Here is an 18859-nt window from a genome sequence, read left to right as displayed (position 1 = left end):
CAACCACATTTCAAGCCGCGCATAAGCCGTGGTGACCACACCTGACAGGAGTATGTAATGTCCAAGCAACAGATCGGCGTTGTCGGTATGGCAGTGATGGGGCGCAACCTGGCGCTCAACATCGAAAGCCGTGGTTATACCGTCTCCGTTTTCAACCGCTCCCGTGATAAGACCGAAGAAGTGATTGCCGAGAACCCAGGCAAGAAACTGGTTCCTTTCTATACGGTGAAAGAGTTCGTTGAGTCTCTGGAAACGCCTCGTCGTATCCTGTTAATGGTGAAAGCGGGCGCAGGTACCGATGCAGCTATCGACTCCCTGAAGCCTTACCTCGCAAAAGGTGACATCATCATTGATGGCGGTAACACCTTCTTCCAGGACACCATTCGTCGTAACCGTGAGCTGTCTGCTGAAGGCTTCAACTTCATCGGTACCGGGGTTTCCGGTGGTGAAGAGGGCGCCCTCAAAGGCCCATCTATCATGCCTGGCGGCCAGAAAGATGCATACGAACTGGTTGCGCCTATCCTGACCAAAATCGCAGCCGTGGCTGAAGATGGTGAGCCTTGCGTAACCTATATCGGTGCAGACGGTGCAGGTCACTATGTGAAAATGGTGCACAACGGCATCGAATACGGCGACATGCAGCTGATTGCTGAAGCTTATTCCCTGCTGAAAGGCGGTCTGAACCTCTCTAACGAAGAGTTGGCTGAAACCTTTACCGAGTGGAACAAAGGCGAGCTGAACAGCTATCTGATCGACATCACCAAAGATATCTTCACGAAGAAAGATGAAGAGGGTAAATACCTGGTTGATGTGATTCTGGATGAAGCTGCCAACAAAGGTACCGGTAAATGGACCAGCCAGAGCTCTCTGGATCTGGGCGAACCGCTGTCTCTGATCACCGAATCCGTCTTCGCGCGTTACATCTCTTCCCTGAAAGAGCAGCGCGTGGCGGCATCTAAAGTGTTGTCTGGCCCTCAGGCTAAACCAGCGGGTGATAAAGCTGAATTTGTTGAGAAAGTGCGTCGTGCACTGTACCTGGGTAAAATCGTTTCTTACGCGCAGGGCTTCTCTCAGCTGCGTGCGGCGTCAGACGAGAACAACTGGGATCTGAACTACGGTGAGATCGCGAAGATCTTCCGCGCTGGCTGTATTATTCGTGCGCAGTTCCTGCAGAAAATCACCGATGCCTATGCTGAAAACGCCGGTATCGCCAACCTGCTGCTGGCACCGTACTTCAAGAAGATTGCGGACGAATATCAGCAGGCGCTGCGTGACGTGGTTGCCTACGCTGTCCAGAACGGTATCCCGGTTCCGACCTTCTCTGCTGCAGTAGCTTACTACGACAGCTACCGTGCTGCTGTGCTGCCAGCTAACCTGATTCAGGCACAGCGTGACTACTTCGGTGCGCATACTTACAAGCGTACCGATAAAGAAGGCGTGTTCCATACCGAATGGATGGAATAAGTTAGCTTACTCGCTGTAATCAAAACCCGGAGCCAGTCTCCGGGTTTTTTTATGCAAAAAATGTCGCCTGTTATTCGAAGTAGTCTGAATCTCGCCCCGCTCGTAGTGATTACTCCTGGTTTGCCTTGACAGTTCAGTTTGCCAGGAGGTACAAAGCCCAACAGTTAGGTTTATCGCGATGGTCTGGCGGCCATCAATACAGTTAACTCACAGAAGTCATTAGCGAATGAAAATAACAATCTCCGGAACAGGGTATGTCGGTCTTTCTAACGGCATTCTGATTGCTCAGAATCATGAAGTGGTTGCGCTGGATATCGTGCAGGCCAAAGTGGATATGCTCAATCAGAAAAAATCGCCGATTGTGGATAAAGAAATCCAGGACTATCTCAGCAATAAACCGCTGAATTTCCGCGCCACGACAGATAAAGAAGATGCATACCGCGATGCGGATTACGTCATCATTGCGACGCCTACTGACTACGATCCTAAAACCAACTACTTCAACACCTCAACTGTAGAGGCGGTGATCAAAGACGTTATCGCGATCAACCCTGATGCGGTGATGGTCATTAAATCGACCATTCCTGTCGGTTTTACCAAATCCATTAAAGAAAAATTCGGTATTGATAATATCTTCTTCTCGCCGGAATTCCTGCGTGAGGGGAGAGCGCTTTACGATAACCTGCATCCTTCGCGTATCGTTATTGGCGAACGTTCTGAGCGCGCTGAACGTTTTGCTGCGCTGCTTCAGGAAGGGGCGCTGAAGAAAGATATTCAGGTGTTGTTTACCGACTCCACTGAGGCTGAGGCGATTAAGCTCTTCGCGAATACCTACCTGGCAATGCGAGTAGCTTATTTCAATGAGCTCGACAGCTACGCAGAAAGTCTTGGCCTGAATACCCGCCAGATTATTGAAGGGGTGTGTCTCGACCCGCGTATTGGCAACCACTACAACAATCCGTCATTTGGCTACGGCGGCTATTGCCTGCCAAAAGACACTAAGCAACTGCTGGCAAACTATCAGGCTGTACCTAACAATCTGATATCGGCGATTGTTGACGCTAACCGTACACGTAAAGATTTCATCTCTGATTCTATCCTTGCGCGTCAACCAAAAGTGGTGGGCGTATATCGTCTGATCATGAAGAGCGGTTCCGATAATTTCCGCGCTTCTTCTATTCAGGGGATCATGAAGCGTATCAAGGCGAAAGGCGTGCAGGTCATCATTTATGAACCTGCAATGCAGGAAGATGAATTCTTCCACTCACGAGTGATTCGTGATCTGGATGCGTTCAAGCAAGAAGCTGACGTGATCATCTCGAACCGCATGGCGGAAGAGCTGGCAGATGTGGCGGATAAGGTTTATACCCGCGATCTGTTTGGTAGCGACTGATTCTCTGCTTTATCCTCTAAAAAACCCGGCTGAATTGCCGGGTTTTTTATTTTCAGACCTTGTAGAAATCGCGATACCAGTCAACGAAGTTCTTTACTCCGTCTTTGACTGAGGTTTGCGGTTTAAAACCAATCACGTCATACAGTGCTTTAGTGTCTGCGCTGGTTTCCAGTACGTCTCCTGGCTGGAGAGGCAGCATGTTTTTCTCGGCTTTTTTACCCAGCGCGTCTTCCAGCGCGGTAATGTAATCCATCAGTTCAACTGGCGAACTGTTACCGATGTTGTAAACCCGGTAGGGCGCTGAGCTGGTTGCCGGTGAGCCGGTCTCAACGGTCCAGTTTGTGTCAGATTGAGGAATAACATTCTGCAGACGAATAATGGCTTCGGCGATGTCGTCGATGTAAGTGAAATCGCGCTTCATCTTGCCGTAGTTGTAAACGTCGATGCTTTTGCCTTCAACGATCGCCTTAGTGAACTTAAACAGGGCCATGTCCGGGCGTCCCCATGGACCATACACGGTAAAGAAGCGCAGGCCGGTGGTCGGCAGATTGTAGAGATGGGAGTAGGTATGCGACATGAGCTCGTTGGCTTTTTTGGTCGCGGCATAGAGCGATACCGGGTGATCCACGGAGTCGTCAGTGGAGAAAGGCATCTTCCGGTTGAGACCGTATACGGAGCTCGATGAGGCATACAGAAGATGCTGAACGTTATTATGGCGGCAGCCTTCCAGCACGTTGAGATGCCCAATAAGGTTGGCATCAGCATACGCGTGTGGGTTTTCCAGGGAGTAGCGTACACCCGCCTGCGCGGCAAGATGAATCACACGATCAAACTTCTCAGCCGCGAAAAGCGTAGCCATTCCTTCCCGGTCAGCTAATTCCAGCTTGTGAAAGGTGAAACGCTCAGATTTTAACAGTTCCAGGCGTGCCAGCTTCAGGTTGACATCGTAGTATTCATTGAGATTATCGATACCGATAACCTGATGACCAGCCTCAAGGAGGCGTTTACTGACATTCGCACCGATAAAACCTGCTGCACCCGTGACCAAAAATTTCATAGCTTCCCTCATAAACCCTATTCTACAGATGCCGTAACGCATCAGATGACGTCTATGATAGCGCGAAGGGTGTAAGTTACATAACCCATCTTTCCGATATTACTCATCGGATTCTTATAGAAAAATCGCCAGTAATCGATAAACTATACAAACAAAATTATGTTTGCCCTTTTTTTATCAGTTAGGGATTGTATGACGCAAAATAACAATAGCCAGGTCAGCCGAGGCAATGACCCGGAGCAAATTGATTTACTTGATTTAATGCTGCAGCTGTGGCGTGGGAAGTGGGTGATAGCCGCCTTTATTGTTGTTTGTATCGCCCTGGCAATTGGATATCTCTCTGTCGCAAAGGAAAAATGGACCTCAAGTGCGATTATTACGCAACCAGATGCGGCCCAGATTGCCAGTTATTCTAATGCATTGAACATCCTTTATGGTACCGCAGCACCTACAATGCTTGACAACCAAACGCGCGCTATCGGTCGTTTTAGCTCCTCATTCTCGGCGTTGTCGCAGGCTCTTGAAAACCAGGCAGTGCCTGAAAAACTGACGATCGAGCCCACGGTTAAAGAGCAGCCGCTCCCATTAATAGTATCGTATACCAGTACATCTGCAGAAGCTGCGCAAAAGCAATTGGCACAGTTCATCCAGCAGGTAGATGAGCAAACGGCTAAAGAACTGGCCGCTGACCTTAATGACAACATCAAAGCGCAGATAAAGACCCTGAATGATTCCCTGCAAAACCAGGAGAAAGTCGCTCAGGAACAGAAAGATCTGCGTATAAAACAGATTGCTGAGGCACTCAAGAACGCTGAAGCAGCGAAAATTACCTCGCCGCGTCTCCAGCAAACCCAGGAGGTGACTCAGGAAACGATGTTCTTGCTGGGAAGTGAGGGACTGAGATCAATGATTGACAACGAAGCTTCTCTCCCTTTGGTCTTTCCCAGAGCTTATTACCAGACCAGGCGAAATCTGCTGGACATCCAGAATCTGAGCGTTAACCCAGACACGATCCACGTTTACCGTTATGTCATGAAGCCGGAACTCCCTGTGCGCCGTGACAGCCCAAAAAAAGCAATTACTCTTATTCTTGCTGTACTGCTGGGCGGGTTGCTTGGTTCCGGTTTTGTGCTTGGCCGCAACGCATTGCGCAACTACAAACCCAAAGCCTGATTTGCAGATTAAAAAAAACCGGGGATATCCCCGGTTTTTTTATTTGTGACGTTTTCGAAGATTTTCAATCACCGCCGTCAAATCCAGCTCCTGATCCTGCAGTAGCACCAGCAGGTGATACATCAAATCAGACGCTTCATTGGTCAGCTCCTCGCGGTCATGCACCGTCGCGGCCAGCGCCGTCTCGACGCCTTCCTCACCCACCTTCTGCGCAATACGCTTGGTTCCGCTGGCGTACAGCTTCGCGGTATATGAACTGGTTGGGTCAGCCGTTTTACGTTCAGCCAGAAGCTGCTCAAGCTGGTACAGGAACAGCCACTCGTGGCTCGCCTCACCAAAGCAGCTGCTGGTGCCCTTGTGGCAGGTCGGGCCGATGGGGTTTGCCAGTACCAGCAGGGTATCGTTATCGCAGTCTGGCGTAATGCTCACTACATTCAGGAAATGGCCTGAGGTTTCGCCTTTGGTCCACAGACGCTGTTTGGTGCGCGAAAAAAACGTGACTTTGCCGCTGCCAAGCGTTTTTGCCAGCGCGTCCTGGTTCATATACCCCAGCATCAGCACTTCGCCTGAAACCGCATGCTGCACAACCACCGGCAGTAATCCGTCAGTTTTTTCCCAGTCCAGCTGCGCCTGTTGTTGCTCTGTTAACATACCCTGATCTCCACGCCCTGGCCGGCCAGGTACGTTTTTAACTCACCAATATTGATAATCTGTTTGTGGAACACGGAGGCGGCCAGTGCGCCGTCCACGTTCGCGTCACGGAAGGCTTCCAGGAAGTGTTCCATAGTGCCCGCGCCGCCGGAGGCAATCAGCGGCACGTGGCAGACCGCACGCACTTTTTTAAGCTGCTCCAGGTCGTAGCCGTTACGCACACCGTCCTGGTTCATCATGTTCAGGACAATCTCGCCCGCGCCGCGCTTCTGCACTTCCTGCACCCAGTCCAGCGTCTCCCACTGGGTGACGCGGGTGCGGCTTTCGTCGCCCGTGTACTGGTTAACGTGGTACTTGCCGGTGGTATCGTCAAACCAGGTGTCGATACCGACCACAATACACTGCACACCAAAGCGATCTGCAAGGCGGGTAATGAGCTCCGGGTCGGCCAGGGCAGGGGAGTTGATAGAAATCTTGTCGGCGCCAAACGAGAGAATTTTGGCGGCGTCGTCAGCGGACTTAATCCCGCCCGCCACGCAGAACGGAATATCGATCACTTCCGCCACGCGTGCCACCCAGCTTTTATCGACCACGCGGCCATCGCTGGAGGCGGTGATGTCATAAAATACCAGCTCGTCTGCGCCTTCATCGGCATAGCGTTTTGCCAGCGGGACGATGTCGCCAATGATCTCGTGGTTGCGGAACTGCACGCCTTTCACGACCTGGCCGTCACGTACGTCCAGGCAAGGGATTATCCGTTTTGCCAGCATTGAATCGCCTCCGTCACAGTAAATTTACCTTCCAGCAGGGCCCGGCCCACAATCACGCCCTGCACACCGGTACCGCGCAGCGCGGCCACGTCGCCTATATCACCAATTCCGCCTGAAGACTGGAACGCCACCTGCGGATAACGCGCACAAACCTCTTCATAAAGCGAGACGTTGGAGCCAGCAAGCGTACCGTCGCGGGAGATGTCAGTGCATAACACGTGCTTCAGGCCAACGGGCAGATAGATATCGACCAGCTCTTCCAGCGTCACGCCGGAGTTTTCCTGCCAGCCGCTGACGGCCACCTGCTTATTACCCTGTTCATCAATACGCACGTCCAGCGCCAGGACCAGGGCATCGGCGCCAAAGCGGCGGAACCAGCCTTTCACGGTCTCAGGATCTTTCACGGCGGTTGAACCCACCACCACGCGGGCCACGCCAGCCTCCAGCAGCGCCGCGACGTCATCTTCCGTACGCACGCCGCCGCCGACCTGGACGGGCACATCAACACCCGCAACAAGTTGTTTAAGCAGCGGGATCTGGCGCTTCGCCGGATCTTTCGCGCCCGTCAAATCCACCAGGTGCAGTACCTGCGCACCCTGGGCGGCATAATCCTGCAGGCGCGGCAGCGGGTCGTTTCCGTAGTCGCGCTGCTGGCCGTAATCGCCCTGGTGGAGACGAACAACCGTGCCGTCAATTAAATCTAAAGCGGGAATAATCATCACATCTCCAGGAAGTTTTTCAGCAGCTGCGCGCCCGCGGCGCCAGAGCGCTCCGGGTGAAACTGCACGCCGAAGAAATTGTCTTTCTGTACGGCCGCCGTAAACGCCTCGCCGTAGGTGCACTGGGCGATCGTATTCACGTTCACCGGCATGGCGTAGCTGTGCACGAAGTAAAAATACGCGCCGTCATCGATGCCGCGAAACAGCCTGTCGCCCGCTTTGGCGTACACGCGGTTCCAGCCCATATGCGGCAGAGGCAGACCGCGATCGGTCATTTTCGGCACGTCTTCATCAATAATGCCCAGCAGGTCAACGCCGTTGCTCTCTTCGCTGCGACGGCCCAGGATCTGCATGCCCAGGCAAATGCCCAGCACCGGCTGGGTACAGGCTTTGATCAGGTCGACCAGCTCGCGTTCGCGAATTTGATCCATCGCCGCCTGCGCGGTGCCCACGCCCGGTAAAAAGAGTTTGTCGGCGCGCAGCACCAGGTCCGGGTCTCGGCTCACCACCGGCTCATAGCCGTGGCGCGAAATCGCCGATTTCACGGAGTTTAGGTTGGCGCATCCGGTATCCAGAATGACCACATTCATTACAGCACTCCTTTCGATGAAGGCAGGGCGTCACCTTCCACGCGAATTGCCTGGCGCAGGGTACGGCCAAAGGCTTTGAAGAGACTCTCCACGCGGTGGTGGTCGTTCTTACCTTTGGTCTTCAGGTGCAGCGTCAGGCCCATGGTGTAGGACAATGAACGGAAGAAATGCTCCACCATTTCGGTGCTCAGATCGCCCACGCGCTGGTAGGTGAAATCGGCTTTATACTCCAGGTGCGGACGACCGGAGATGTCCATCGCGCAGCGCGCCAGACATTCGTCCATCGGCAGAACAAAGCCAAAACGGTTAATACCGCGCTTGTCGCCGAGCGCCAGCTTCAGGGCTTCACCCAGCGCCAGGCCGGTATCTTCCACGGTGTGGTGATCGTCAATGTAGAGATCGCCTTTTACCGTAATTTCCATGCGGAATCCGCCGTGGGTGGCAATCTGGTCGAGCATGTGGTCGAAGAAACCGACGCCGGTGTGGATCTTGCTGCCGCCTTCACGGTCCAGCCAGACCTTCACGTCAATCTGCGTCTCTTTGGTGTTGCGCTCAACGTGGGAATAGCGGTCGCGTTTTGTCAGCTGCTCGCCAATCTTCGCCCAGTTAAGGTTGTTGCGGTCGTAGCGCAGTCCCGCGATGCCCATGTTTTCCGCCAGCGTAATATCGGTGATGCGATCGCCGATGACATAGCTGTTGGTTTTATCCAGCGTATCTTCAGCCAGGTAGCGCTCTACCAGCTTCACCTTTGGCTTACGGCAGTCGCACTCGTCGGCCGGCATGTGCGGGCAAATCAGCACTTCATCAAATACCACGCCCTGAGAGGTCAGCACCTGCATCATCAGATTATGCGGGCCGTCAAAGTCCGCCTGCGGGAAGCTGTCGGTACCCAGACCATCCTGGTTGGTGATCATCACCAGCTTAAAGCCTGCTTTTTGCAGCTTGAGCAGCACCGGGATCACGTCCGGTTCAAAGGCCAGCTTGTCGAATCGATCGACCTGAAAATCGGCTGGTGGCTCCGAAATAAGGGTGCCGTCACGATCGATGAAAAGGATCTTCTGGGTCATACTTTCTCCGCTTTCAGGGCGTCAATCACGCGCTGGCTCTCTGCGCGGGTGCCGACGGTAATGCGCAGGCAGCCACTCAGAGAAGGTTGTTTATTCTGGTCTCGTAAGATAATGCCCTGATCCCATAAAGATTTAAATACGGCACTCGATGCGGTGAAGCGCACCAGGATGTAGTTAGTTTCCGAGTCGAATACCTGCTCCACGCAAGGGATACCCTTCAGGGCGGTCACCAGATACTGACGTTCCTCCAGAATTTGCGCCACGCGCTCGCGCATCGCGTTGATCCCCTGAGGCTTCAGCGCCTGTGCCGCAATATCAGCAACCGGCGTCGAGAGCGGGTATGGGGCGATCACTTTCAGCAGCAGGTCGATGACCTCTTTATTCGCCAGGGTGAATCCGCAGCGCAGGCCCGCGAGGGCAAAGGCTTTCGACAGCGTACGCAGCACCACCAGGTGCGGATACTCTTCCAGCCAGCCTGCCAGCGTCGCCTGCGGGCAGAACTCGATGTAGGCTTCGTCGGCCACCACCAGCGCTTTACCGCGCGTCATCTCCAGCAGGGTGCGAATATCCTGCGGGTTGATAACCTGTCCGGTCGGGTTGTTCGGGCTACAGACAAACACGACTTTTACGCCATCGAGATTGTCGGCAATCCCCTGAAGATCCAGCTGCCAGTTTTCCAGCGCCTGCACGTTGCGGCACGCCACGCCGAAGGTTTCCGCGCTGACGCTGTACATGCCGTAGGTCGGCTGACAGTACATCACCGCATCTTTGCCCGGCTCGCAGAACGCGCGGATCAGCAGTTCAATGCCCTCATCCGCGCCGCGGCTGACCAGCACCTGCTCTGGCTTCACCCCTGCGTACTGAGCGTAGTTCTCAATAACGGCTTTCGGCTGACACTCCGGATAGCGGTTAAGCGTTTGCTGCGACAGTTCAAACTGTACCGCCGTCGGGAATTCGTTAGCGTTCAGCCAGACATCTCCTTTGCCTCCGAGACGACGCGCCGACTGGTAAGGCGTCAGGCGACGGACATTTTCGCGGGCTAACTCTTCAATGCTCATGCTTGCTCCTTCAGGGCTGCAACGCGCAGCGTAACGGCATTTTTGTGGGCAGTCAGCCGCTCAGCGGCGGCCAGGGTTTCAATAGTTGAAGCCAGTGACGCAAACCCTTCGCGGGAGAGCTCCTGCACGGTCATGCGTTTCTGGAAATCCGCCAGACCCAGGCTCGAACAGGTTGAGGTGTAGCCATACGTGGGCAGCACGTGGTTGGTGCCGGAGGCGTAATCGCCCGCGGACTCCGGTGACCAGTCACCGAGGAACACCGAGCCTGCGCTGGTAATGCTGTCGACCAGATCGCGCGCGCTGCGGGTCTGAATAATCAGGTGCTCCGGGCCGTACTGGTTGGAGATGGCAATGCACTGGTCCAGGTCGCGCGCCACAATCAGGCGGCTGGCCGCTAACGCCTGGCGTGCCGTGTCGGCGCGGGGCAGGTCGGCAAGCTGGCGCTCAACGGCTTCGCCCACGCGTTTCGCCATATCGGCATCCGGCGTCAGCAGGATAACCTGCGAGTCCGGGCCGTGTTCCGCCTGAGAAAGCAGGTCGGACGCCACGAAGTCCGGCGTTGCGCCGCTGTCGGCAATCACCAGCACCTCAGACGGGCCGGCAGGCATATCTATGGCCGCGCCGTCCAGACGCTGGCTGACCTGGCGCTTGGCTTCGGTCACATACGCATTGCCCGGACCAAAAATTTTGTCGACCTTCGGAATGGATTCCGTGCCAAACGCCAGGGCCGAAATCGCCTGCGCGCCGCCCACTTTATAGACCGCCTGCACGCCGCACAGCTTCGCCGCGTAGAGGATCTCGTCGGCAATCGGTGGCGGTGAGCACAGCACCACTTTCTGACACCCGGCAATTCGCGCGGGAGTCGCCAGCATCAGTACGGTGGAGAAAAGCGGGGCAGAGCCGCCGGGAATATAGAGGCCGACGGATGCAACCGGGCGCGTGACCTGCTGGCAACGCACGCCGGGCAGGGTTTCGACATCCACGGTCTGCAGCTTTTGCGCGGTGTGGAAGGTATCAATGTTTTTCACCGCAACGGCCATCGCCTGCTTGATGTCGTCACCCAGACGATTGCTGGCATCAATGATTTCCTGCTCGGTAACCTGTAATGCGCCGACTTCCGTCTTATCAAACTTCGCGCTGTATTCACGCAGCGCGTCATCGCCACGGGCTTTGACGTTATCCAGGATCTCCGCCACGGTGCGTGAGATGCTCTCTGAGGCGGAAATCGCCGGGCGCATCAGCAGCTCGCGCTGCTGTGCGTTGCTACAGGTATTCCAGTCGATGATTGTGTTAAAGCTCATGGCCATTACTCCATCATCTTCTCAATCGGCAGCACCAGGATGGAGCTTGCGCCCAGCGCCTTCAGTTTTTCCATGGTTTCCCAGAACAGGGTTTCGCTGCTCACCATGTGCATCGCCACGCGCTGCTGATCGCCCGCCAGCGGCAGGATGGTTGGGCGTTCGGCGCCTGGCAGCAGGGCAATCACTTCATCCAGACGCTCGGTTGGGGCGTGCATCATGATGTATTTAGACTCACGCGCCTGAATTACGCCCTGAATACGGGTCAGCAATTTGTCGATCAGCTGCTGTTTGGCGTCGGCCATCTCGCCGTCACGCTGAATCAGGCACGCTTTAGAGCGGTAGATCACTTCCACTTCGCGCAGACCGTTGGCTTCCAGCGTCGCCCCGGTAGAGACGAGGTCACAGATGGCGTCCGCCAGACCTGCACGCGGCGCCACTTCAACGGAGCCGTTCAGCAAGCAGGACTTAAACTGCACGCCTTTCTGGTCGAGATAACGCTTTAACAGGTGAGGGTAAGAGGTGGCGATACGTTTGCCGTTCAGCGCGGCCGGGCCGTCCCACGCTTCGTCAACCGGCGTTGCCAGGGACAGGCGGCAGCCGCCGAAGTCCAGACGACGCAGGGTGAAGTAACGCGGGTCTTCGCCCTGCGCGCGGCGGGTCAGCAGCTCTTCTTCAAGCACGTTTTCCCCGATAATGCCGAGGTCAACGACGCCATCCATGACCAGGCCGGGAATATCGTCATCACGCACGCGCAGAATGTCGATGGGCATGTTTTCAGCCAGAGCAATCAGGCGCTGGGTGTGCAGGTTAATTTTAATCCCGCAGCGGGCCAGCAGTTCGCGTGAGTCGTCGCTCAAACGGCCTGATTTTTGAATAGCTATGCGTAAGCGTGAGTTATCTAACATTCTTTATTCCTCGTTAACCTGTTTTAACCTGTCTGAATTCGGTCCAAAAAAAAGCCCCCGGAAGAAGATCTTCCGGGGGCTTTTTCATGCGTTCATGCACCACTGGAAGATCCAAACGTCTTCCAGCACACATCGCCTGAAAGACTAGTCAGGATGATGGTGATGATGGTGGTGTTTAAATTGAACGCGTGTCATATAAATTCTCGATGAATGCTTATTCATTTGATGTCTTTTAACCTAAACCAGTTGTACGACATATTGCAAGGGCTTTTTTTGATCATTAATTCATTTCATATTGATGCTATGAATTGTGTGTTCTGCCGGGCTGGCGTAGCCTTATAAAAGACGAGTGAGAGTCAGGAGAATTCGCATGAAAAAGGTCGCGATTGTCGGTTTAGGATGGCTGGGAATGCCGCTGGCGATGTCATTAGCCGCGAAAGGCTGGCAGGTGACCGGGAGCAAAACCACGGCGGATGGGGTAGAGGCGGCGCGCATGTGCGGTATTGACGGCGTTGAGCTGCGCCTTGAACCGGAGCTGGTGTGTGATGCTGACGATCTGGACACGCTGATGAACGTCGATGCGCTGGTGATCACGCTCCCCGCGCGGCGCAGCGGGTCGGGCGAGTCATTTTATCTGCAGGCGATGCAGGAGATCGTCGACAGCGCGCTGGCGCACCATGTTCCGCGCATCATTTTTACCAGCTCGACGTCGGTGTATGGCGAAGTTGAGGGCGTGGTGAAAGAGAGTTCCGAGCGCCGTCCCGTGACGGCGAGCGGTCAGGTTCTGAAAGAGCTGGAAGACTGGCTGCATAATCTTCCCGGCACGCAGGTCGATATCTTACGTCTGGCGGGGCTGGTGGGTCCTGGCCGCCACCCGGGACGCTTTTTTGCCGGAAAGTCTGCGCCAGACGGTCAGCATGTTGTCAATCTTGTGCATCTTGACGATGTTGTAGGCGCGATTGAGCTACTCTTGCAGGCTCCGAAAGGTGGACACATCTATAATATATGTGCACCTTCTCATCCGGCACGCAGCACGTTTTACCCGCTGATGGCACGTCAGCTGGGCCTGGCTCCGCCGGTTTTTGGTGAGGCAAAGGATGACAGCAAAGGCAAAATTGTTGATGGCAATCGCATTTGTCATGAACTGGGGTTTGAGTATCAGTATCCCGATCCGCTGGTGATGCCCATGGAATAAGACCCGCAGCGGAGACGGTCGCGCACCAGAAGGGGGCGAGCATGAAACCGCTGCTGGATGTTCTTATTATTCTGGATGCTCTGGAAAAAGAGGGGAGCTTTGCCGCTGCGTCAGCAAAGCTCTACAAAACCCCGTCAGCGCTGAGCTATACCGTTCAAAAACTGGAAAGCGATCTCAATATCCAGATCCTCGATCGTTCCGGACACCGCGCACGTTTCACCCGTACCGGACAGATGCTGCTGGAAAAAGGCCGCGAAGTCCTCCATACCGTTCGTGAGCTCGAAAAACAGGCCGTAAAACTCCATCAGGGATGGGAAAACGAGCTGGTTATTGGCGTGGATGATACCTTTCCGTTTTCTCTCCTGACGCCGCTGATTGAAGCCTTCTATCAACACCACAGCGTGACCCGGCTTATCTTTATCAACGGCGTGCTGGGTGGATCCTGGGATGCCTTAACGCAGGGCAGGGCGGACATTTTCGTCGGTGCACTCCATGAGCCTCCCCAGCTGAGTGATTTTGGTTTTGCCCGCCTCGGCGTGCTGGAGCAGGTATTTGCCGTGGCACCCCATCACCCGCTGGCTCAGGAATCCGAGCCGCTTAACCGTCGCGTAATTAAAGGCTACCGCGCCATAGTTGTTGGGGACAGTTCTCGTCCGGAATGCTCGGTCTCCTCGCAGCTGCTTGATGAGCAGGAGGCCATTACCGTTTTCGACTTTAAAACCAAGCTGGAACTGCAAATAAGCGGCCTCGGCTGCGGCTATTTACCGCGCTATCTGGCGCAGCGGTTTATTGACAGCGGTGCGCTTGTTGAAAAACAGGTACTTGCTCAAAGCAGTAATGAATCGGTGTGGGTCGGCTGGAATGAACAAACTGCCGGGCTTGCCAGCGCCTGGTGGCGGGACGAAATTTTAGCAAATAGTGCTATCGCCGCCGTTTACTCTCAGCCCGGCGTCCAGAAATCAGCCAGTTAGCAAAAAGAAAATCGACCCGCGCTTTGCAAAGTATTGCCTTTTGTATCCGAAGTGGGGCAAAATGCGGCCGCTGCAACCAAATGAATAATCGACGATATAAAAGGCGTCGGTTATTTTTTTTTGCATGTACGAAACGAAACTAAAAACCAAGAGGCCGGGCTTCGTACCGGATAGATATTTACTAAAATCCGACAGTTGTTGTCGCTGAGGAAGAAACAAATGGGGCAATTTTTCGCTTACGTGGCGGTTATCACCGTAAAGGAGAATAACTATGTCGCATAACGCAACTCCAAACACCTCTCGCGTGGAATTACGTAAAACGCTTACGTTGATTCCGGTTGTTATGATGGGCCTGGCCTATATGCAACCGATGACGCTGTTCGATACATTCGGTATCGTATCAGGCCTTACTGACGGTCACGTTGCAACGGCGTACGCCTTTGCGCTGGTCGCCATTCTCTTTACAGCGCTGAGCTACGGAAAACTGGTTCGCCGTTTCCCGTCTGCAGGCTCTGCCTATACCTATGCTCAGAAATCCATTAGCCCGGCGGTTGGCTTTATGGTGGGCTGGTCATCTCTGCTGGACTATCTGTTCATGCCGATGATCAACATTCTGCTGGCAAAAATTTACTTCGAAGCGCTGGTGCCTTCTGTTCCATCGTGGATCTTCGTTGTCGCGCTGGTGGCCTTTATGACCATCTCTAACCTGCGCAGCATCAAGACCGTGGCGAACTTCAACACCCTGATTGTTATTCTGCAGATGGGTATCGTTGCGGTTATCGTGGGGTTAATCATTTACGGCGTGTCCCACGGTGAAGGCGCAGGTACGCTGGCCAGCACCCGTCCGTTCTGGTCTGAAGGCGCGCACGTTGTGCCGATGATCACCGGTGCGACCATCCTGTGCTTCTCGTTCCTGGGCTTTGACGGTATCTCTTCTCTGTCTGAAGAGACCAAAGACGCCGAGCGCGTGATCCCGAGAGCGATTTTCCTGACCGCGCTTATTGGCGGCATGATCTTTATCGGAGCTTCCTACTTCCTGCAACTGTACTTCCCGGACATCTCTCGCTTTAAAGAGCCGGACGCATCACAGCCTGAAATCATGCTGTATGTTGCAGGGAAAACCTTCCAGTGGGGCGTGCTGATCTTCTCCAGCGTAACCGTACTGGCATCCGGTATGGCGGCACACGCAGGTGTTTCTCGCCTGATGTACGTAATGGGTCGTGATGGTGTGTTCCCAACCCGTTTCTTCGGCTACGTTCATCCGAAATGGCGAACTCCGGCGTGGAACGTACTGCTGGTTGGCGCAATCGCACTGATGGCCATTAAATTTGACCTGGTGACTGCAACCGCGCTGATTAACTTTGGTGCGCTGGTGGCATTTACCTTTGTTAACCTCTCGGTGATCTCTCAGTTCTGGATCCGCGAGAAGCGTAATAAAACGCTGAAAGACCACTTCAACTATCTGGTGCTGCCAATGTGTGGCGCCCTGACGGTGGGTGCGCTGTGGATTAACCTGGAAGAGAGCTCTATGGTTCTGGGTCTGATCTGGGGTGCTATCGGTCTGATTTACCTGGCCTGCGTTACGAAGAGCTTCCGTAACCCGGTTCCACAGTACGAAGACGTCGCGTAAGCGCAGCGCCATCGGGCAAAAAAAAGCCGGAGACATCGCCTCCGGCTTTTTTTATACCCCTCGCTCAGACAATCTCTTGAGCGTACTGGAACAGGGATTTCAACAGAGCCTGCTTTTCAGCATCCCCTTCATACTGGCCATAAAGCATTTCCAGCTCCTGGGCATAGCTGTTAAGGAACTCCGGGGTAAAGACATTACGACGATGCTGCAGCCAGCGATCCTGCTCTGCTTCGTCCAGCGTGCCTGGATAGTTACGCGCGCGGTAGTTAAACATCAGCTTTTCGATGCGTTTATCTGCGAAAGTAATATCCAGCGCCGGTAAGTTACGCGGCTCGGTTTGCAGAACGATATTCATCGCCGCGCGATCGGCATCGCTGAAGAAACCGTTATAGAGCTGGGCATCCACGTTTTCAGACGGCACGAACGGCTCCGCTTCGGCAAAGATGGCAACCACTTTCTCGCGCACCTGCGGGTTTTCGCGCAGCACTTTCAGGTTATCGAGGCAGTGCTGACGGTTAATGCCCAGTCTGTCCGCATCTTCCTGGCGCAGCGTATTCGCCTGCGCGAGTACCGGACATTTATTGATATGCACCAGTTTGACCGGCACCGCAGGCAGATCGCCGAGCTCATTTTTCGGTGTATAAAGCCGTTCGCGCAGGGTATCGCTGTCGAGCTCAAGCAGCGGCGAAATATCGCCGGCTAAATCCACCATGATGACCGCATTACGGTTGTCCGGATGCCAGGCCAGCGGGGCAACCCAGCTGGTATTACCGCGCCAGGCACCAAACATGCCGGAAATATGCACCAGGGGTTTCATCTGCGGTACGTCGATAAGGGTCATGAGCTTCTGCTTGCTGCGGTGGCTAAGCAGATACTCAAACAGCCGGGGCTGCGCGTTTTTCACCAGCTTCGCCATGGCAATGGTGGCATAGACGTCCGCCATCGCGTCGTGGGCATTGCTGTGCTCGATGCCGTTGGCGCGCGTCAGGTGTTCCAGCCGGAAGCTGGTCAGCCCTTCCTCATTTTCCGGCCAGTTAATCCCCTCAGGACGCAGGGCATAACAGGCGCGCATGATGTCGAGCAAATCCCAGCGTGAATTGCGGTTCTGCCAGCTCCAGGCATAGGGATCGTAGAAGTTGCGATAGAAGATGTTGCGCGTGACTTCGTCATCGAAGCGGATGTTGTTATAACCGACCACGCAGGTATTGGGGACAGTAAACAGATCGTGGATGCGTCGGGCGAATTCTGCCTCGTTAACGCCTTTCTCGCGCGCTTCCTGAGGAGTGATCCCGGTGACCATGACCGCCCCGGGCTGCGGCAGGTAGTCATCAGCCGGTTTGCAGTAAAAGACCTCAGGCTCGCCAATAATGTTGAATTCGTCGTCGGTACGGATGGCGGCAAACTGCGCCGGTCGGTCCAGCGCCGGGTGCGTGCCAAAGGTTTCGTAGTCATGAAATAAAAAAGTCGGGCGAGCGGCAGAGTCAGACACCAGTAATACCATCCTGTTAAAAAATGACGTCACTATGGTAAACGATCGTGCGGTTCAGACCGAATAAAAAGCACCGCCGTCGAGCAAATTTGCGCGTCAGCTTCAGAGAAAAACCTGTGCTCTGTCACATTTTTTTGCAATTAAGCCAGGTAACGACATCAGAACTCCCGTAAAAAGGTCATCGATTTTTAATGACCTGAGGATATACCGTTGAAACGCCGTCTGTTTATTGCTGTTTCTTTACTCGCTTCGAGTGTCTCATCTGCTTTTGCGGCCGAACCGCTGGATTTTTCGCCGCAGCCTCCGGCCATTCAGGCTGGCTCCTGGGTGCTGATGGACTACACGACTGGTCAGATCTTAACGGCGGGCAACGAACATCAACAACGTAATCCGGCGAGCCTGACCAAGCTGATGACGGGGTATGTGGTTGATCGGGCCATTGATAGCCATCGCATTACGCCGGACGACATTGTCACAGTAGGGCGTGACGCCTGGGCAAAAGGTAACCCGGTTTTTGACGGCTCGTCTCTGATGTTCCTGAAAGAGGGCGATCGCGTCAGCGTGCGCGATTTAAGCCGCGGTCTGATTGTCGATTCCGGCAACGACGCCTGCGTGGCGCTGGCCGATCACGTGGCGGGCGGTCAGCCGCAGTTTGTGAAGATGATGAACGACTACGTGCAGAAGCTTAACCTGCGCGATACGCACTTTGAAACCGTCCACGGGCTGGATGCGCCGGGCCAGCACAGCTCGGCCTATGACCTGGCCGTACTCTCCCGGGCCATCATTCACGGCGAGCCTGAGTTTTATCATATGTACAGCGAAAAGAGCCTGACCTGGAACGGGATCACCCAGCAAAACCGTAACGGCCTGCTATGGGATAAAACCATGAACGTGGACGGGCTTAAAACGGGGCACACCTCGGGGGCGGGCTTTAATCTGATTGCGTCCGCCGTTGACGGGCAGCGCCGTTTAATCGCGGTGGTGATGGGGGCGGACAGCCCGAAAGGGCGTGAGGACCAGGCCCGGAAACTGCTGCACTGGGGGCAGCAGAATTTCGATACGGTGCAAATCCTGCATAGCGGTAAAAAAGTGGGGACAGAGCGTATCTGGTACGGCGATAAGGAGCAGGTGAAACTGGGCACCGACCAGGACTTCTGGCTGGCCTTGCCGAAAGCGGAAGTGCCGAACATCAAAGCCAAATATATGCTGGATAAAAAAGAGCTGGAAGCGCCGATTGCTGCGCACCAGCGGGTCGGGGAGATCCAGCTCTACGATCGCGACAAGGTGGTGGCGCACTGGCCGCTGGTGACGCTGGAAGCCGTTGATAAGGGCGGCCTGTTCTCACGCATGAGCGATTATCTGCATCACACGCTTTAACCGCTGATGGGCAGACTGGCAGGGTTGCGAGTCTGCTCACATAATAAAC

Annotated in this window: 19 protein-coding genes and 1 other annotated feature; of the genes, 8 read left to right on the top strand and 11 right to left on the bottom strand. The window is 54.6% G+C overall.

The window, feature by feature from the left end; translation table 11 throughout:
- Positions 1–57 precede the first annotated feature (57 nt).
- Both gndA and ugd read left to right on the top strand, forming a co-directional pair.
- Positions 58–1464, top strand: a complete 1407-nt coding sequence (gene gndA, locus F0320_RS14050; protein ID WP_126331259.1) for an NADP-dependent phosphogluconate dehydrogenase — start codon at positions 58–60, stop codon at positions 1462–1464.
- Positions 1465–1690: 226 nt separating this feature from the next.
- Positions 1691–2857: a UDP-glucose 6-dehydrogenase gene (ugd, locus tag F0320_RS14045; protein ID WP_126331261.1), complete on the top strand. Its 1167-nt coding sequence runs from the start codon at positions 1691–1693 to the stop codon at positions 2855–2857.
- 52 nt (positions 2858–2909) lie between these two features.
- Here ugd and F0320_RS14040 read toward each other — a convergent pair whose 3' ends face one another.
- The gene (locus tag F0320_RS14040) at positions 2910–3914 is read right to left on the bottom strand and encodes an NAD-dependent epimerase (RefSeq protein ID WP_126331263.1); all 1005 of its coding nucleotides are present in this window, start codon (positions 3912–3914) and stop codon (positions 2910–2912) included.
- A gap of 192 nt (positions 3915–4106) precedes the next feature.
- Here F0320_RS14040 and wzzB point away from each other — a divergent pair, with 192 nt between their 5' ends.
- Positions 4107–5087 carry an LPS O-antigen chain length determinant protein WzzB gene (gene wzzB, locus F0320_RS14035; RefSeq protein ID WP_126331265.1) on the top strand — a complete coding sequence of 327 codons (981 nt, stop codon included), beginning with the start codon at positions 4107–4109 and terminating at the stop codon, positions 5085–5087.
- 39 nt (positions 5088–5126) lie between these two features.
- Here wzzB and hisIE read toward each other — a convergent pair whose 3' ends face one another.
- The 9 genes from hisIE to hisL form a co-directional block, all read right to left on the bottom strand.
- The gene (hisIE, locus tag F0320_RS14030) at positions 5127–5738 is read right to left on the bottom strand and encodes a bifunctional phosphoribosyl-AMP cyclohydrolase/phosphoribosyl-ATP diphosphatase HisIE (protein ID WP_126331271.1); all 612 of its coding nucleotides are present in this window, start codon (positions 5736–5738) and stop codon (positions 5127–5129) included.
- A complete protein-coding gene (gene hisF / locus F0320_RS14025; protein ID WP_126331273.1) occupies positions 5732–6508 on the bottom strand; it encodes an imidazole glycerol phosphate synthase subunit HisF in 777 nt (258 codons plus the stop codon). The genes hisIE and hisF overlap by 7 nt, the downstream gene beginning before the upstream one ends.
- Entirely contained in the window at positions 6490–7227 is a 738-nt protein-coding gene (gene hisA, locus F0320_RS14020; RefSeq protein WP_126331275.1) for a 1-(5-phosphoribosyl)-5-[(5-phosphoribosylamino)methylideneamino]imidazole-4-carboxamide isomerase, read from the bottom strand. Before hisA ends, hisF begins: the two co-directional genes overlap by 19 nt.
- The gene (gene hisH, locus F0320_RS14015) at positions 7227–7817 is read right to left on the bottom strand and encodes an imidazole glycerol phosphate synthase subunit HisH (protein WP_126331277.1); all 591 of its coding nucleotides are present in this window, start codon (positions 7815–7817) and stop codon (positions 7227–7229) included. Before hisH ends, hisA begins: the two co-directional genes overlap by 1 nt.
- Positions 7817–8884 (bottom strand): bifunctional histidinol-phosphatase/imidazoleglycerol-phosphate dehydratase HisB, encoded by a 1068-nt coding sequence (hisB, locus tag F0320_RS14010; protein WP_126331279.1) that lies wholly within the window; start codon positions 8882–8884, stop codon positions 7817–7819. Before hisB ends, hisH begins: the two co-directional genes overlap by 1 nt.
- Positions 8881–9942 carry a histidinol-phosphate transaminase gene (gene hisC, locus F0320_RS14005; RefSeq protein WP_126331281.1) on the bottom strand — a complete coding sequence of 354 codons (1062 nt, stop codon included), beginning with the start codon at positions 9940–9942 and terminating at the stop codon, positions 8881–8883. Before hisC ends, hisB begins: the two co-directional genes overlap by 4 nt.
- The gene (gene hisD / locus F0320_RS14000) at positions 9939–11243 is read right to left on the bottom strand and encodes a histidinol dehydrogenase (RefSeq protein WP_126331283.1); all 1305 of its coding nucleotides are present in this window, start codon (positions 11241–11243) and stop codon (positions 9939–9941) included. The genes hisC and hisD overlap by 4 nt, the downstream gene beginning before the upstream one ends.
- Positions 11244–11248: 5 nt before the next feature.
- Positions 11249–12148 carry an ATP phosphoribosyltransferase gene (gene hisG / locus F0320_RS13995; protein WP_000886595.1) on the bottom strand — a complete coding sequence of 300 codons (900 nt, stop codon included), beginning with the start codon at positions 12146–12148 and terminating at the stop codon, positions 11249–11251.
- Positions 12149–12193: 45 nt separating this feature from the next.
- Positions 12194–12317, bottom strand: a sequence feature (His leader region).
- Positions 12293–12343 carry a his operon leader peptide gene (gene hisL / locus F0320_RS13990; RefSeq protein WP_001364200.1) on the bottom strand — a complete coding sequence of 17 codons (51 nt, stop codon included), beginning with the start codon at positions 12341–12343 and terminating at the stop codon, positions 12293–12295. Its footprint overlaps the feature before it by 25 nt.
- Before the next feature lie 175 nt (positions 12344–12518).
- On the opposite strand from hisL, the gene F0320_RS13985 reads away from it, so the two are divergent.
- The 4 genes from F0320_RS13985 (at position 12519) to F0320_RS13970 (ending at position 15944) form a co-directional block, all read left to right on the top strand.
- A complete protein-coding gene (locus F0320_RS13985; RefSeq protein WP_149323936.1) occupies positions 12519–13343 on the top strand; it encodes an SDR family oxidoreductase in 825 nt (274 codons plus the stop codon).
- 41 nt (positions 13344–13384) lie between these two features.
- Positions 13385–14314: a LysR substrate-binding domain-containing protein gene (locus tag F0320_RS13980; RefSeq protein ID WP_047652440.1), complete on the top strand. Its 930-nt coding sequence runs from the start codon at positions 13385–13387 to the stop codon at positions 14312–14314.
- Positions 14315–14533: 219 nt separating this feature from the next.
- The gene (gene yoeI, locus F0320_RS13975) at positions 14534–14596 is read left to right on the top strand and encodes a membrane protein YoeI (protein WP_099458931.1); all 63 of its coding nucleotides are present in this window, start codon (positions 14534–14536) and stop codon (positions 14594–14596) included.
- On the top strand, positions 14586–15944 hold the full coding sequence (locus F0320_RS13970) for an APC family permease (RefSeq protein WP_010432055.1): 1359 nt from the start codon (positions 14586–14588) through the stop codon (positions 15942–15944). Before yoeI ends, F0320_RS13970 begins: the two co-directional genes overlap by 11 nt.
- A gap of 64 nt (positions 15945–16008) precedes the next feature.
- Here F0320_RS13970 and sbcB read toward each other — a convergent pair whose 3' ends face one another.
- Positions 16009–17445: an exodeoxyribonuclease I gene (sbcB, locus tag F0320_RS13965; protein ID WP_407044002.1), complete on the bottom strand. Its 1437-nt coding sequence runs from the start codon at positions 17443–17445 to the stop codon at positions 16009–16011.
- Positions 17446–17643: 198 nt separating this feature from the next.
- Here sbcB and dacD point away from each other — a divergent pair, with 198 nt between their 5' ends.
- On the top strand, positions 17644–18810 hold the full coding sequence (gene dacD / locus F0320_RS13960; protein WP_126331290.1) for a serine-type D-Ala-D-Ala carboxypeptidase DacD: 1167 nt from the start codon (positions 17644–17646) through the stop codon (positions 18808–18810).
- Positions 18811–18859: the final 49 nt, after the last annotated feature.

This window comes from Enterobacter dykesii, assembly GCF_008364625.2.
Taxonomy (GTDB): domain Bacteria; phylum Pseudomonadota; class Gammaproteobacteria; order Enterobacterales; family Enterobacteriaceae; genus Enterobacter; species Enterobacter dykesii.
Note: the sequence above shows the minus strand (reverse complement) of the source record. Positions and strands in the feature narration are given on the sequence as shown.

Coding starts and splice junctions, on each gene's coding strand:
- hisB (WP_126331279.1), bottom strand. CDS start 8,884: ATGACCCAGAAGATCCTTTTCATCGATCGTGACGGCACCCTTATTTCG.
- hisIE (WP_126331271.1), bottom strand. CDS start 5,738: ATGTTAACAGAGCAACAACAGGCGCAGCTGGACTGGGAAAAAACTGAC.
- hisC (WP_126331281.1), bottom strand. CDS start 9,942: ATGAGCATTGAAGAGTTAGCCCGCGAAAATGTCCGTCGCCTGACGCCT.
- hisF (WP_126331273.1), bottom strand. CDS start 6,508: ATGCTGGCAAAACGGATAATCCCTTGCCTGGACGTACGTGACGGCCAG.
- hisG (WP_000886595.1), bottom strand. CDS start 12,148: ATGTTAGATAACTCACGCTTACGCATAGCTATTCAAAAATCAGGCCGT.
- F0320_RS13970 (WP_010432055.1), top strand. CDS start 14,586: ATGTCGCATAACGCAACTCCAAACACCTCTCGCGTGGAATTACGTAAA.
- ugd (WP_126331261.1), top strand. CDS start 1,691: ATGAAAATAACAATCTCCGGAACAGGGTATGTCGGTCTTTCTAACGGC.
- sbcB (WP_407044002.1), bottom strand. CDS start 17,445: ATGGTATTACTGGTGTCTGACTCTGCCGCTCGCCCGACTTTTTTATTT.
- hisA (WP_126331275.1), bottom strand. CDS start 7,227: ATGATTATTCCCGCTTTAGATTTAATTGACGGCACGGTTGTTCGTCTC.
- F0320_RS14040 (WP_126331263.1), bottom strand. CDS start 3,914: ATGAAATTTTTGGTCACGGGTGCAGCAGGTTTTATCGGTGCGAATGTC.
- F0320_RS13980 (WP_047652440.1), top strand. CDS start 13,385: ATGAAACCGCTGCTGGATGTTCTTATTATTCTGGATGCTCTGGAAAAA.
- gndA (WP_126331259.1), top strand. CDS start 58: ATGTCCAAGCAACAGATCGGCGTTGTCGGTATGGCAGTGATGGGGCGC.
- wzzB (WP_126331265.1), top strand. CDS start 4,107: ATGACGCAAAATAACAATAGCCAGGTCAGCCGAGGCAATGACCCGGAG.
- F0320_RS13985 (WP_149323936.1), top strand. CDS start 12,519: ATGAAAAAGGTCGCGATTGTCGGTTTAGGATGGCTGGGAATGCCGCTG.
- hisH (WP_126331277.1), bottom strand. CDS start 7,817: ATGAATGTGGTCATTCTGGATACCGGATGCGCCAACCTAAACTCCGTG.
- hisD (WP_126331283.1), bottom strand. CDS start 11,243: ATGAGCTTTAACACAATCATCGACTGGAATACCTGTAGCAACGCACAG.